This is a genomic window from Flavobacterium magnesitis (assembly GCF_041729735.1).
In the GTDB taxonomy this organism is placed as follows: Bacteria; Bacteroidota; Bacteroidia; order Flavobacteriales; family Flavobacteriaceae; genus Flavobacterium; species Flavobacterium magnesitis.
Genome location: NZ_JBCFQK010000001.1, coordinates 308,087 through 323,112 on the forward strand (window position 1 = coordinate 308,087; position 15,026 = coordinate 323,112).

Here is a 15,026-nt window from a genome sequence, read left to right on the forward strand (position 1 = left end):
ATATAATTAAAAACGAGTAGATAATCCAAACGAAAATCTTTGTGTTGGTGGAGTTGCAGCATTGTCTATAGTAATTCCAAAAATACCTCTTTCTCTTCCCACTTCGGGATCTTGTCCGCGATAATTAGTGAGAGTAAACAAATTGTCAGCTGTAACATAAAAATTAAGAGCCTCTAGCCCCATTTTGTTGATAAATTCTTTTTTGAAAATGTAATTGAATGTTACAGTTCGCAAACGAACAAAGGAACCATCTTCTACATAACGATCGGAACCCAACCAGTTGAAACCACCACCTAAAACAGCTCTTGGCATATTAGTCACATCACCAGGATTACGCCATCTTGAAAGGACAGCTGTACTTTGATTATCGTAATTATGCATATTTGTCGTGGTCATATCAGTACCATTAACTATATCAAACCCTAAACGATAAGAAAAGAAAAATGATAATTTGAATTGATCTTTCCAAGAAAAATTTGTTCCAAAACCTCCAGCTAATTTAGGATTACTATTTCCTAAATACACTACGTCTCGAGAATCAATATTACCATCTTTGTTAATATCCTCATAAATAGCATCACCTGGCTGGAAAACATAAGATGACGCTGGATAGTTAAAACGCATAAATACCGTTTCACCATTAGGTCCTGTAATTATATCTCCACCTGCATCACGAGCCAAAGTAGCGTCTAAATCTTTATACACTCCCTTAAATCGGTAACCGTAAAAAGAACCAAAAGGATTATCCACTTGAACAAAACGCTTAAAAGAACCATTCACAATTGAGGAACCGCTTTCAGTAGGTACAAATTCAGACATTTCCTTGATAACATTTTGATTACTGGAAATATTAAAGTTAAAATCAATTTTCCATTGACCCGATTTATATGGGGTAGATATCAATCCTATCTCCCAACCAGAATTCTGTAAAGTACCTACATTTTGGTTTGAAAGAGTATTGAATCCTGAAATGGATGGAACTTGTAAGTTGGCAAAGAACAAATCTTTTGTTAAATTACTATAGACATCAACATCTAACATAACACGATTATTAAACATATTAAGGTTAAATCCTAAATTTCTTCCAATAACGGTTTCCCAACGCAAATTAGTTAACTCCATGTTGTTTGGAACAACCCCATTTAAATCAATGTATGGGTTTGCGGATGCACTGTAGGTGTTAAAGAAAGTATAATCGTTTCTTGGTGCATTACCAGCATGACCATAGCTTAAACGCATACTAAAATCATCAACAAAGTTTGCTTTTTGCATAAATGATTCTCCAGAAATCCTCCATCGCGCAGAAGCTGATGGAAAATAACCATATCTATTTTTACCTGTTAGTTTTGAATTTCCATCACCACGAATCGCGACATTCACAATATAACGGTCTAACAATCCATATTGGGCATTTAAAACAGCACCAACACTTCTTCCTTCACCATATCCTTCATTCCTAATAACAGAGGTAGTTCTTGAAGGTATGGATGTGTCTGTAAATAAAGAGGACGCTGTATTCGTGTTACGGAAGAAAACACTTCCACCACGGCTATCATTAGTTTGAATAGAAAGAACAGATTGTAGTGTTTGGTTTTTTCCTATTGTAGGAGTAAATAATAGATTTGTTTTAGTATTTAAAACAGCTGAATCATCTGTAAGTTCAGAGGTAGAATTCACATTAGGCGAAGTAAACAACAAACCAGTAGCGCTTTGAGGTTCAATAACTGTAGTCTTTCTGTTACTAAAGTCAAATTGAACATCAAATGTCGACATAAGCAATTTTGGCACTAAATCAACCCTAACATTAAAATGGGGAACAATTCTATTTTCAACCTGTTCGTTAGTAGCTAAATTAGCAATAGCAACAGGATTAAGGCTGCGTTGCACATTATTTAACGGTAAAAAATAATTTGGTGTTAACTCTCCTGCCTCGTTGTATTCATAAATACTCATATTAGGCATTTTTCTAAAAGCAATTCCACGCAGACGATCGCCATCGTTTGTACCGAAAGGATTAACAGAATTTCTATTGGTTGTAGAATTAGTATAAGCAAAGTTTGCACGGAAACTAATTCTATCAGAAACTTCATAATCCAAATTCAAACGGGCATTAACCCTTGTAAATCCAGTTCCTACTGTTACCCCTTTTTGATCAAAGAAACCAACAGAAGTAAAATATTTTGCTTTTTGCCCTCCACCCTGTAAGGATAAATTATGCTCATTGGACACACCTGTCTGGGTGATAGCATCTAACCAATCTGTATTATTACTATAATTTTTAAAATAATACACATCTTGTGGATCGTACTGGAATTCCTTTACTGTTAAGGTATTTAGCGGAACTCCTCGAAAATTCATAAAAGCTTCGGGAATTAATTGTGAATATTGATCCCCCGAAAGCATAGGAATTGCTTTTGGCACTTTGGATAAAGTACCTCTAAAAGTATATGAAATTTTGGGAGCAGAAACAGATCCACGTTTGGTAGTAATTAATAAAACACCGTTAGCGGCTCTTGCACCCCAAATTGCAGTTGCTGCTGCATCCTTTAGAATGGTAATCGTTTCAATATCGGTTGGCGCAACATTTAACAAGGCAGCATACCCTTGATCATCTGCGGTAGCGAAATTAAAATCAGAAGGCACGGGAGTTTCAAAAGGCATACCATCAACAACAATCAAAGGATCTTGGGATCCCGAAATAGAAGATGTACCACGAATACGAATCTGCATACTTGCACCTGGATCTCCACTGGATGCAACAATATCTACACCAGGCATACGTCCTTGCAATGCTTCGTCAATTGAAGCGGCTTGAGTTTGAGCCAAATCAGCGGCATTAATAGTAACGGAACTGGTGGTACGATCTCTTTCAGCTATTCTCATCAAACCATTATCAGTAGACTTTTTGGTTGTAACGACTATACTTTTTAATTCTTCTATAGTGGACACCAATGTTACCTTAATGTTTTTTGACGCACCAATGGTAATCGTTTTGGTTTTGTAACCAATGGCAGAAATTACCAATTTGTGATTAGCATCTTTAAGTTTTATGGCAAAACCACCATCTAAATCGGTTATTACACCCCCAACAGTTCGGTTTTCATTATCTCGTTCAGCAACTGTAACCCCTGGAATAGGAAGATTATCACCTGAATCTAAAACTTGACCACGAATTAGCTCTCCATTCACAGTTTGTGAAATTGCTGGAATAGCTAACAGAAACAGTAAAACGACGGTTATTTTTGAAAATATAGTATTAAATTTTTGTATCATGTTATTCCGTAAGTTTAAGGTAGTTGTCAACTAAATGAATTAAGGATCGGTCAGCTAAATTGTTGCTACTTGCAGGTATAAAATTAGCAGTAGTACCTGAATTATCACTAAATTTTAAATTTTTTGCTTCACTGTTAATATTTACATAGGTCTTTTCCCCTTTAGAATCTCTTCTTAAGGTTTCAAAAAGCCCATTGGTTAGATTATCATTTGAAGCTGTTCTCGCTACAATTATATGATATCTAATGAAATCAGCTATTAAATCCCTTTGACCAGCAATAGTAGTTGTTGGTGATGCAGGTAAAACTCCATCAGTAACTGCTTTTGCTATTGCTGCATTATTTGGTACAATAAATGTGTAGCTAGTTCCTAAATCAGTACCATCGATCTTTCCGTCTGATGCTCTATAAATATTGGAATTACGCAAATAATTAAAAAAACTACTGTATTGTGCGTTTTGCGTGGCCAACCTACTTATCGCTAAACCTTGAAATTCTGTTGAAAATTCAGGGAATTTATCGATAAAATAAGTAATTCCATTTTCTTGTCTTTCTGAACCTAAAATATTTACTGCATTTCCAGCCACGATTGTACCAGCTGCGTATATTTTATTATTGTCCCATTGAATATATTCACCAAACAGTTCGTTATCACCTGTTCTGATAACCCCTGAAGTAGTTGCAATATTATCCAATTCTCCGTCTGGTGTTGGAACAATACAATTGTAAAAAAGTCGCAATAACCGGTTTCTTGCAGCTGTTCCGGTTTCTGAAATGGCTCCGTTTGGTGACAAATATTCCCAACGCAGCTGAATTGTATTATAACTGTACCCTAGAGCTTGAAGAACTGAATCACTTGGCAAAAACAATGTAAACTTAGAATCTATGTTACTAACAATTTCTCTGTAACCAGACCCGTCATTAAATAATCTTACAGCTAATGAGTAATTTGGATTCAAATAAGCCGATGTATAGACACTATAAAAGATATTTGATTTTTGTACTTTATTTGTACCAATAAAGAAACCATTACTCAATACTTTTTTATCTTCAACATCAGTAGCAAAGTCAAAACGCAATTCTTCTTTTAATCCGTTTTGATACTGACCTTTTAACGAAGGCCAAACTGCTCCAGCAACCATGTGTGCATTTACTAAGTCTTGAAATACATATTGTGGCAACTCTTCATATTTAAAATGCTTAGTTAGCACATCTCTGATAAAAATCTGCATTGCGTCATTATTAGGAGCTAACAAAGTATAGGCATCATTTTGACCATCATTATCAACTGCCTTAAGATAATTTTCATTATTAGGAGAAAAAACTAAATTAGGATTGTAAGTCTTTACAAAAACATCTTCGGAATTCCCTGAAAAATTTCTGTAATTGTTTGTCATTAAAGGGCTAAATGGATATGTTACAAAATTCTTTTGTAAAATATCATAGAAGATACTGTAATTAGGATCTGATTTTAAATGCACATCAATACTATTTAAAGGAAGAGAAACTTCAGTCACTTCCTGTATCACGCCATTTTCAGCTATAATATTGGCCTCTTTAATAAAACCACCCAATACATTAAAATCAGTAAAAGTAGCATTTGGATAGAAAAAATTATAGTCACTAGCATTTAGTTTTTTTGCAGCAAAATATTCTTTATCGAAATAAGTAATATACTTGTTATTATTGTCAATAACAGGCACGCCATTAACAGTTGCATTCAACAGCCCACCATTTCTATTAACATCAACTATTAAACGTCTAACTCCATCAAAACCCATATCATATTTAAATCCGTCGTAATAAGCCGTTCTTCTTCTAAAAGCTTGATCAATTATCCAACCGGTTCCTGATTGATAATCTGAAAGCTGGTCCGTACGGAAGGCATTAAATACAAGCGCATATTTCACAATTTTAGATGCAGTAGCATCATCTATCTTACTTACATCAGATATGCCATTATCTTGGAAAAATTTAGTAAACGCTTCATCATTAGGAGCAAATAGAGTCCAATATCCTGATTTACTCAAAATATCCTTATATCCTGCTTTTTCAATTAAGGTTGTAAAGTTCTTAAAATTACCTAGCTCCTCCAATCTTTGATAAATAGGATCTTCCAAATAATCTGGACGCGCATAGTATTCATCAAATACGTCTCGACTACAACTGGCAAATAACGCCAGAAGAGGTAGAATTAATAAATAGTAGTTAAATTTTCTCTTCATTGTTTGGTTAGCTTATAAAGTGGTGAATAAATATTTGTGTTTTTTTTAACTCTTTTTGTTAATTTTTAACTTTTCAAATTTATATGTTCAACTTAATACATCTATCCTGTTGTATCCTGTTTTTTTATATATATTTAAAAAAAAGTCTAAATTAAATACACATATTGCATTCTATTAACTAATAAAATATCAATAAAAAGTAGTTGAATTTAGTGAGAAAAGCCGTGTTCTCTAGAATTTAACACAAAGGCTAAAACTCATGTATATCAATTTAACATATATTTTGTAATTTTTTAAAAAAGAAAATAAATTGAAGTATTTACTAGTTGTTAAGAATTATTAAAAATTAAACTTGCTGTTTTGTTAAGAATTTTCAACTTTGTTTTTTGAAGATTAAACATTCTGTGTCGAAAATGGAGTGTATTTACTTTTCTAAAAAAAAGCAGACCAAAGTAATTTGATTTTTCATCAATTAAATTTAGCCTTTAAAAACTATTTTATAGAATATTTTTTTTTTTCAAAAAGGCAATTAAAGATACTAAATAAAAAAGCTTGTTAAGAGAAATACAATATTATTCTTCAAGATTAAAGTTAAAACCATTTCGCTTCAGTAAAGAAATCGTTCCTTTCAATTATTTACTCGAAAGCAATTCAACTAAAAATTATTTTCTACTATAATATATTAAGATAGAAGTTAAAACAATTACTTTTGACTTTCTAAAAAAAATCTACCAAATAAAAAAATTATGAATACTAAAACAGCTATTGTAACTGGAGGAAATTCAGGCTTAGGTTTTGCCACAGCCAAAAAATTATGCAATAACGGAATCAAGACCTATATCATAGGACGCTCTAAAGAAAAAACAGAAGAAGCTTGTGCTGAAATTGGCTCAAATGCTATTCCTATAATTTTTGACTTAAACAATCTAGACGGAATTCCAGCAATGATTGCCGAACTAACTAAAGAAGCTCCAATAGACATTTTAGTAAACAATGCAGGTATCAACTTAAAAAAAGAATTCGCTGATGTTACTGACGAAGATTTCTTGTCTATCATACACACTAACCTTTTAAGTGTTTTTGCGGTAAGCCGTGAAGTGGTAAAAAACATGAAAGAGCACAAAAACGGAAGTATTGTTAACATTAGCTCTATGGCTTCTCAATACGGTATTCCAAAAGTAATTGCGTATAGCGCCAGCAAAGGTGCTATTGAAGCCATGACTCGTGCTATGGCTGTGGAATTAGCTCCATTTGGAATTCGCGTGAATTGCATTGCCCCAGGTTTTATAAAAACCAAAATGTCTGCAAAAGCATTAGACAGCGATCCAGAAAGAAAAAACAAAGTTTTAGGAAGAACGCCAATGGGATTCTTAGGTGAACCAGATGATATTGGAGACGCTGTTTATTTTTATGCAACCGCCGAATCTAAATACGTAACAGGAACTGTTCTACCAGTTGATGGAGGAAACAGCATCGGATTTTAATATTTTAGAACTATGATAACAATGCAACATACCATGCGCTGGTTTGGCCCTACCGATGCCATCGCATTACAAGATATTAGACAATGTGGAGTTTCTGGAATTGTAACCGCTTTACATCAAATTCCTGTTGGCGAAATCTGGACTGTTGAAGCCATACAAGAAAGACAGGAATTAATTAAAGCCGCAGGAATGGAATGGACAGTAATCGAAAGCTTACCTGTTCATGAAGAAATCAAAAGAGCCTGTGGTAATTTCAAACAATACATTGAAAATTACAAAATCAGCTTGAGAAATATTGCTCAATGCGGCATCAAAGTGATTACGTATAATTTCATGCCTATTTTAGACTGGGTTCGTACCAATCATAATTTTGAAAATCCTGATGGCACAAAAGCATTATTATACAATCATATTGCTTTTGTGTATTTTGACATTCATTTGCTAAAAAGACCAAATGCCGAAAACGAATATACAGCAGAACAAAAAAAACAAGCGATAGAATTTGGCGCTTCACTTTCTACCGAAGAAAAAGAGCTTTTATTTAAAAATGTACTTTTGGGATTGCCAGGAAGTAAAATCAACTTTACTGCTGAACAAATTTTATCTTTATTAGACAATTACAAAGATATTGATGATAATAAATTAAGAGAAAATCTAATTTACTTTCTATCAGAAGTAGCTCCTCTAGCAGAAGAATTAGGTTTAAAATTGGCCATTCATCCTGATGATCCACCTTTTCCTGTGATGGGATTACCAAGAGTTGTTTGCACTGCCGATGATATTAAAAAAATCGCAGAAGCTGTTCCTGTAAATGCAAACGGTCTTTGCTATTGTACAGGTTCGCTTGGCGCAGATCCAAAAAACAATTTAACTCAGATAATTGATGATTTTGGAGACCGAATTCATTTTTTACATCTAAGAAATGTAATTCGCAGCGATGAAAATATTTTTAGAGAATCAGAGCATCTTAATGGAGACAATCCAATGGAAGCAGTTATGGAAAAACTAATTTTATTGATGAATAAAAGAAAAATTAGTTTGCCAATGCGTCCCGACCACGGTTTCTTACACTCATTAGAAGAAGGAAAAGAACAATATCCCGGCTACTCTTTAATAGGAAGAATGAAAGGACTCGCAGAATTGAGAGGTCTTGAAATTGGGTTGAAATACAAGTTAGCTCAAAAATAATATTCCTCTTTTTGTAAAAATTCCATTTTGTAACACAATGCAAAATGGAATTTTTTTATGCAAAAAACTCAAAATATTTTTTCGTATAAAAATAAAATCTATATTTGCATACCGGAACAGAACAGCATAACTAAAATATGGAAAATAATTTCACTCTTAACATCAATCACGAAAGCGATATTCCAAAATATCAGCAGCTGGTTGATTCCATAAACAATGCTATTTCGGAAAATATTTTAGCTAAAGGCGAACAATTGCCTTCTGTAAATAGTATTTGTAAAAACAATCAATTATCAAGAGATACTGTTTTTAAAGCTTATTCTATTTTAAAAGAACAAAAACTAATTGATTCTGTACCAAACAAAGGCTATTTCGTAATTGGAGAAACTAGAAAAGTACTATTGGTTTTAGATACCTTTAAAGCCTACAAAGAAGTACTTTACCATTCTTTTGTCAATAATTTAGCCGAAAATATAATTGTCGATGTACAATTCCACCATTATAATATTGAGAATTTCAAAACCATCATCAATAATAGTGCAGGAAAGTATTTCAAATATGTAGTAATGAATTTCGATAATAAAGAAATTGCTCCTACTCTTTCGTCAATTTCAAACGAAAAACTATTATTAATTGACTGGAATATTCATTCAAAATCAAAAAACAATTATGTTTTTCAAGACTTTGGAAAAGCTTTTTATGAAGCCTTAAAGCAAGGAGAATCTCTTTTTAAAAAATACAAAGAAATTGTTTTTGTTTACCCAACGTTTACGAATCACCCAAAGGAAACAATTACTCATTTCAAAAAATATTGTACCGATTTCAATCTTAATTATAAGGTAATTACCAATCCAAAAGAGTTTATTATCGAAAAAGACATTGCCTACATCAGTGTAAGCGATCGAATTTTAGGAATGTTCTTAGAACAATGCCGAGAGAAAGATTTAGAGCCTGGAAAAGACGTTGGTTTTTTATCTTATAATGAAACTCCGATGAAAAAATTCATCTACAAAGGAATTTCAGTGGTTACCACTGATTTCAATGAATTAGGGATCAAAGCTGCCGAATTTGTAGCCAAAGACGAGCCGATGCAATATTACGTACCAACAAAACTAACCATTAGAGAATCATTATAAATTATGTATTATATAGGATATGACATAGGAAGTTCCTCTGTAAAAGTAGCCATAGTAGAGGCTGCAACTGGAAAAAAAATCATCACGCTAAACGAACCAGCTGATGAAATGGCAATTACAGCCTACCATAAAGACTGGGCTGAACAAGATCCAGAAATGTGGTGGGAATACTGTTGCATAGCAAGTAAAAGAGCCATCAAAGAAGCTAATATTGATGCGTCAAAAATTACTGGCGTTGGTATTTCTTACCAAATGCACGGATTAGTTGTAGTAGACAAAGATGGAAAATCATTGCGAAATTCTATTATTTGGTGCGATAGCCGAGCAGTGGAAATTGGAGACAAAGCATTCGAAGACTTAGGCGAAGAGCAATGTGCTACTCACCTATTGAATTCTCCAGGGAATTTTACCGCATCCAAATTGACTTGGGTTAAAGAAAACGAACCTGAAATTTACAGCCAAATTGATAAATACATGTTGCCTGGCGATTTCATTGCTTATAAATTGACTGGCGAAATCAACACTACCAAAAACGGTTTATCCGAAGGCATGATTTGGGATTACAAAGAAAACGAAGTTGCCGAATGGTTGTTGAAATACTACGGAATTGATCCGTCTTTGACTCCTACAATTGTAGACAATTTTACAAATCAAAGTTTCCTGAACGAAAAAGGTGCTAAGGAATCGGGTCTTCCTGTTGGTATTCCGGTGGTATATCGCGCTGGCGACCAACCCAACAATGCTTTATCTCTAAATATTTTAAAACCGGGAGAAGTTGCTGCAACAGGTGGAACATCGGGAGTAATTTATGCTGTAACTGACCAATTAAAATCGAAAGAGACTTCCAGAATCAACAGTTTTGTTCATGTTAATTATACCAATGAAAAACCTACAGTAGGTAAATTATTGTGTATTAATGGTGCTGGAATTCAATACCGCTGGTTGCGTAACCATTGCGGAATGGATTCTTATGAAAACATGAATGTAAAAGCAGAAGAAGTTTCGGTAGGTTCTGACGGTGTGGTTGTGATTCCTTTTGGAAATGGAGCCGAAAGAATGTTTAACAATAAAAACATTGGTAGTCATTTCTTGAATCTAAACCTCAACAAACATGGACACGGGCATTTATACCGTGCTACTCTGGAAGGAATTGCCTTTGCTTTTGTGTATGGAATGGAAATCATGAAAGCTGATAATGCTCAAATAAACGTCATTCGAGCAGGAAATGACAACTTGTTTCGCTCGGAAATTTTTTCGAATACTGTAGCTACATTAATTGGTCACGAAATAGAAATTTACAACACTACAGGAGCTGTTGGAGCCGCAAGAGCTGTCGGTTTAATTGATGGAGATTACGAAACTTTTGGCGACAATATCATCAAAAATGATCACGTAATGACATTTATGCCATTAAAAAACAGCACACCTTATTTAATAGCATATCAAAATTGGAAAAAAGAATTAGAACTCATTATAAACAAATAAACTAAAAACAAAAAAAATGGCAATAATAGGAAGTAAAGAATACTTTAAGGGTATTGGCGAAATTAAATTTGAGGGAAAAGAATCTGACAATCCGTTAGCATTCAAATATTACAATCCAGACCAGATTGTAGCTGGAAAAACAATGCGTGAGCATTTTAAATTCGCCATTGCTTACTGGCACACCTTCTGTGGTCAAGGTTCTGATCCATTTGGACCTGGAACACAAAACTTTGCTTGGGATCAGTCAAACGACCCAATCCAAGCTGCAAAAGACAAAGCAGATGCTGCATTTGAATTCATTAGCAAAATGGGATTTGATTATTTCTGTTTCCACGATTACGATTTAATTCAGGAAGGAGCAACATTTGCAGAATCAGAAAGCAGATTAGCAACTATTACGGAATACCTAAAACAAAAGAAAGCCGAATCAGGAATTAAATTACTTTGGGGAACGGCAAACTGTTTTTCAAATGCACGTTACATGAATGGTGCTGCAACAAATCCTGATTTTAATGTATTAGCCAGAGCAGGTGGACAAGTAAAATTAGCCTTAGATGCAACTATTGCTTTAGATGGTGAAAACTATGTTTTCTGGGGAGGTCGTGAAGGTTATATGTCTTTATTGAATACAGATATGGGACGTGAATTAGATCACATGGGACAATTTTTAGTAAAAGCTAGAGATTATGCACGTGCACAAGGTTTTAAAGGAAACTTCTTTATCGAGCCAAAACCAATGGAACCAATGAAACATCAATATGATTTTGATTCGGCTACAGCAATTGGTTTCTTGCATAAATACGGTTTAGAGAAAGATTTCAAAATCAATATCGAAGTAAATCACGCAACATTAGCACAGCACACTTTCCAACACGAAATTGAAGTAGCTGCTAACGCTGGAATGCTTGGAAGCTTAGATGCTAACCGTGGAGATTACCAAAACGGATGGGATACGGACCAATTCCCTAACAACATTCAGGAAACTACTGAAGCAATGTTGGTTTTCTTAAAAGCAGGTGGGTTACAAGGTGGTGGAGTTAATTTTGATGCTAAAATCAGAAGAAACTCAACAGATATGGAAGATGTATTTTTAGCTCACATTGGTGGTGCAGATACTTTTGCAAGAGCATTACTAACTGCTGATAAAATCATCACTTCTTCTTCTTATGACAAATTAAGAACAGAAAGATACAGCTCTTTTGACGCTGGAAAAGGTAAAGATTTCGAAAACGGAAAATTAGGTTTAGAAGATCTATACAAAATTGCTTTAGAAAACGGAGAATTACAATTGCAAAGCGGTAAACAGGAGCTTTTTGAAAACATAATCAACCAATACATCTAAAAAACTAATTTAAAATTTAAATAAGTTTTTATAATTTAAAACACCCAACGGCAAGATTTTTTATGCTGTTGGGTGTTTTTTTATAGACTATTATTAAATATCTAAAAAGCAGGACAGTACAGGATTCTAATATCAAATTAAAATTTTAATATTGATGTATTAATAATAACAAAATTAATTTTGCTTAATTTTTTAAATAGTATAAAAAAAGCAAAACATGATTTTGGTACAGGAAAAAGAAATTTAATCCATTAAAGGACAATAATAATTTAGTTTTTAGTTTAGTTTTAGAGTGAGTTTTTAGTTTTAAGCCCTAACTTTTGTTGGGGCTTTTTTAACTTAGCACATTCAGAGCCAAAAACCTTAAATAAATACCCAATGCTTTTTAGAATCAGCTCCTTTTTCAATCTTAAATTATCTATAGTAATTTTGCTATTCATTGGTATCAAAACTAATGCGCAAGACAATAGAAGTTTTCAGATTTTTCAATTTCCCGCTGATAAAATACCAACCATTGACGGAAACAGCGAAGATTGGAAAATAGTTCCTAAAAATTACGTTGTAGGAATGGATCAACTGTGGGATGATAGTGGGAAACAACCCAAAGCTGACCCAAAAAACTTAGATGTTAGCGTAAAAGTGGGTTGGGTAAAAGGACTTAATCGCTTGTATTTTCTTTATGAAGCTTATGATGATTATTGGGATTTTTCTCTGCCAGGATTACATAATGACACTTTCGAATTAATAGTCGATGCCGACCAATCTGGCGGACCATTTATTGATCGTTTTCATCCCAATCCAAATCTAACCAATACAATGGATGCATACTTTTCTTACCACGGAGTTCATGCACAAAACTATCATATTTTTACTCCTGCCGTAGAAAAAGACTGGACAATGGTTTGGGGAAGCCAGCCTTGGATTAAAAATTTACCTTATGCAAATGCATCTTATCATTATGATTTTAAACCAGGTCAAGGAGGAAAACTAACATTGGAATTTTGGATTACTCCTTTTGATTATGCTGGAAACGATCCATCGAGAGCGGTAGAATCCATCTTAACAGAAAACAAAAATATCGGTCTTTGTTGGGCAATAATCGATTATGATGATGTTAATAAAATCGAAAATAACGGTTTCTGGAACCTTTCAAAAGAGCATAAAATGTACGGAAATGCTTCTTACAGTCTCCCTTTTAAACTCATGCCATTGGAAAACCAATTCAAAAAGGACATTGAAGCCAAATGGTCTTTTAAAGTAGTGAATATGGTCAAAAGAGAAGTTGCTTTCTTCGATGAATCTGAAGGCGAAATTAACTCCTGGGATTGGGATTTTGGCGACGGAACTACCGCTACCACTCAAAATCCAATTCATCAATATAAAGAAGCGGGAAAATATGTTGTAATTTTAAAAATTAAAGGACCAAAAGGCACTTCTCAGCTATCAAAAGTTTGGGATGTGGCCGTAAAATAACAGCTATTAAAAATCGAACTAACCACCAAAATTAAGTACAATGAAAACCAAACCATTCTCAATTGGAATTAAAATAGGCGTTGCTGCAACCATAATGGCAATCCCAACATTTGCAAATGCACAGCAACCCGCTAATGATGTTACCGCACCATTGCACCTTTTGCAAGCCGATTATCCAACGCCTTATGGAGCAAAATCAACACAGGAAATTAAAGCAACTATAGATAAAATATATGATTTTTTAGAAAAAACAACTCCTGCCAGTTTAATAAACAATAAAACGAAACAGGAAATTAGTGATCTAAAAAAACTAGATGAAAATACCATATTTTCTCCAGGAACTTTTAGATTAACCAGTTACGAATGGGGAGTAACTTATGCTGCGATGCTTTTAGCAACAGAAGCTACAGGAGATCAAAAATATGCTGATTATACGAACAAACGATTAAAATTAATCGCTGATATCGCTCCTTATTACAAAAAACAACTTCAAAAAAATCCAAAATTTCCATCGCCAATACACGGTTTTTTAACTCCACACGCTTTGGATGATGGCGGAGCTGTCACCGCCTCGATGATTAAAGCACAAAGAGCGGGATTAAAAACTGATTTGAGACCATTAATTGATGATTTCATGAATTACATCAGCACTAAAGAATTTCGTCTTACCGATGGAACGCTGGCCAGAAACAGACCTCAACCCAACACTTTATGGCTAGACGATTTGTTCATGTCGGTTCCTGCTTTAGCACAAATGGGTAAATTAACAGGTGATGTAAAGTACTATGATGATGCCGTTAAGCAAGTAAAACAATTCTCAGAGCGAATGTATAACAGCCAGAAAAATTTATACATGCACGGCTGGGTACAATCAATGGAAGAACACCCACAATTTCATTGGGCTCGCGCCAATGGTTGGGCGGTGATGACCTTAGTCGAGTTATTAGAAGTTTTACCAAAAGATCATTCGGGATACAATGCCGTTTTAAATCAATTAAGAGCGCATATTAAAGGCTTGGTTGCTTATCAGGATGGTACAGGTTTTTGGCATCAATTGATTGATCGAAATGACACCTACTTAGAAACATCAGCAACTGCCATTTATGCTTTTTCTATCACTCGCGCTATCAACAGAGGTTATATTGACAAGGCGGCTTATGCTCCAGCAGCCTTGTTAGCTTGGAATGCCGTTGCCACAAAAGTAAACGATAAAGGAGAAGTGGAAGGCACCTGTGTAGGAACTGGAATGGGATTTGACCCTGCTTTTTACTACTATCGTCCAATAAATGTTTTTGCAGCGCATGGTTATGGCCCAGTAATTTTAGCGGGATCAGAAATCATTATGATGCTTAAAAACAACGAATTTGAAATCAACGATAGTTCCTTACAATTAAAAGCACGTAAATAATTTTAAAATACAA

General features: G+C 34.2%; 9 protein-coding genes. 7 read left to right on the forward strand and 2 right to left on the reverse strand.

Going from position 1 to position 15,026, the window contains the following annotated elements; all coding sequences use genetic code 11:
* Positions 1-6 precede the first annotated feature (6 nt).
* Together AAGV33_RS01380 and AAGV33_RS01385 are read right to left on the reverse strand one after the other, a co-directional pair.
* Positions 7-3,273 carry a SusC/RagA family TonB-linked outer membrane protein gene (locus AAGV33_RS01380; RefSeq protein ID WP_373390110.1) on the reverse strand — a complete coding sequence of 1,089 codons (3,267 nt, stop codon included), beginning with the start codon at positions 3,271-3,273 and terminating at the stop codon, positions 7-9.
* Between the two features lies 1 nt (position 3,274).
* Positions 3,275-5,497, reverse strand: coding sequence for a fasciclin domain-containing protein (locus tag AAGV33_RS01385; RefSeq protein ID WP_373390111.1), 2,223 nt, complete (start codon positions 5,495-5,497; stop codon positions 3,275-3,277).
* A 746-nt stretch (positions 5,498-6,243) separates the two neighbouring features.
* Here AAGV33_RS01385 and AAGV33_RS01390 point away from each other — a divergent pair.
* From AAGV33_RS01390 to AAGV33_RS01420, 7 genes are all read left to right on the forward strand, one after another.
* A complete protein-coding gene (locus tag AAGV33_RS01390; protein ID WP_373390112.1) occupies positions 6,244-6,981 on the forward strand; it encodes an SDR family NAD(P)-dependent oxidoreductase in 738 nt (245 codons plus the stop codon).
* A gap of 12 nt (positions 6,982-6,993) precedes the next feature.
* Positions 6,994-8,169, forward strand: coding sequence for a mannonate dehydratase (gene uxuA, locus AAGV33_RS01395; protein WP_373390113.1), 1,176 nt, complete (start codon positions 6,994-6,996; stop codon positions 8,167-8,169).
* 137 nt (positions 8,170-8,306) lie between these two features.
* Entirely contained in the window at positions 8,307-9,305 is a 999-nt protein-coding gene (locus AAGV33_RS01400) for a GntR family transcriptional regulator (protein WP_373390114.1), read from the forward strand.
* A 3-nt stretch (positions 9,306-9,308) separates the two neighbouring features.
* The gene (locus AAGV33_RS01405; RefSeq protein ID WP_373390115.1) at positions 9,309-10,790 is read left to right on the forward strand and encodes a xylulokinase; all 1,482 of its coding nucleotides are present in this window, start codon (positions 9,309-9,311) and stop codon (positions 10,788-10,790) included.
* Between the two features lie 16 nt (positions 10,791-10,806).
* Positions 10,807-12,132 (forward strand): xylose isomerase, encoded by a 1,326-nt coding sequence (gene xylA / locus AAGV33_RS01410; protein WP_373390116.1) that lies wholly within the window; start codon positions 10,807-10,809, stop codon positions 12,130-12,132.
* Positions 12,133-12,510: 378 nt separating this feature from the next.
* Positions 12,511-13,605 (forward strand): PKD domain-containing protein, encoded by a 1,095-nt coding sequence (locus AAGV33_RS01415; RefSeq protein WP_373390117.1) that lies wholly within the window; start codon positions 12,511-12,513, stop codon positions 13,603-13,605.
* Between the two features lie 40 nt (positions 13,606-13,645).
* The gene (locus AAGV33_RS01420; RefSeq protein ID WP_373390118.1) at positions 13,646-15,013 is read left to right on the forward strand and encodes a glycoside hydrolase family 88/105 protein; all 1,368 of its coding nucleotides are present in this window, start codon (positions 13,646-13,648) and stop codon (positions 15,011-15,013) included.
* Positions 15,014-15,026: the final 13 nt, after the last annotated feature.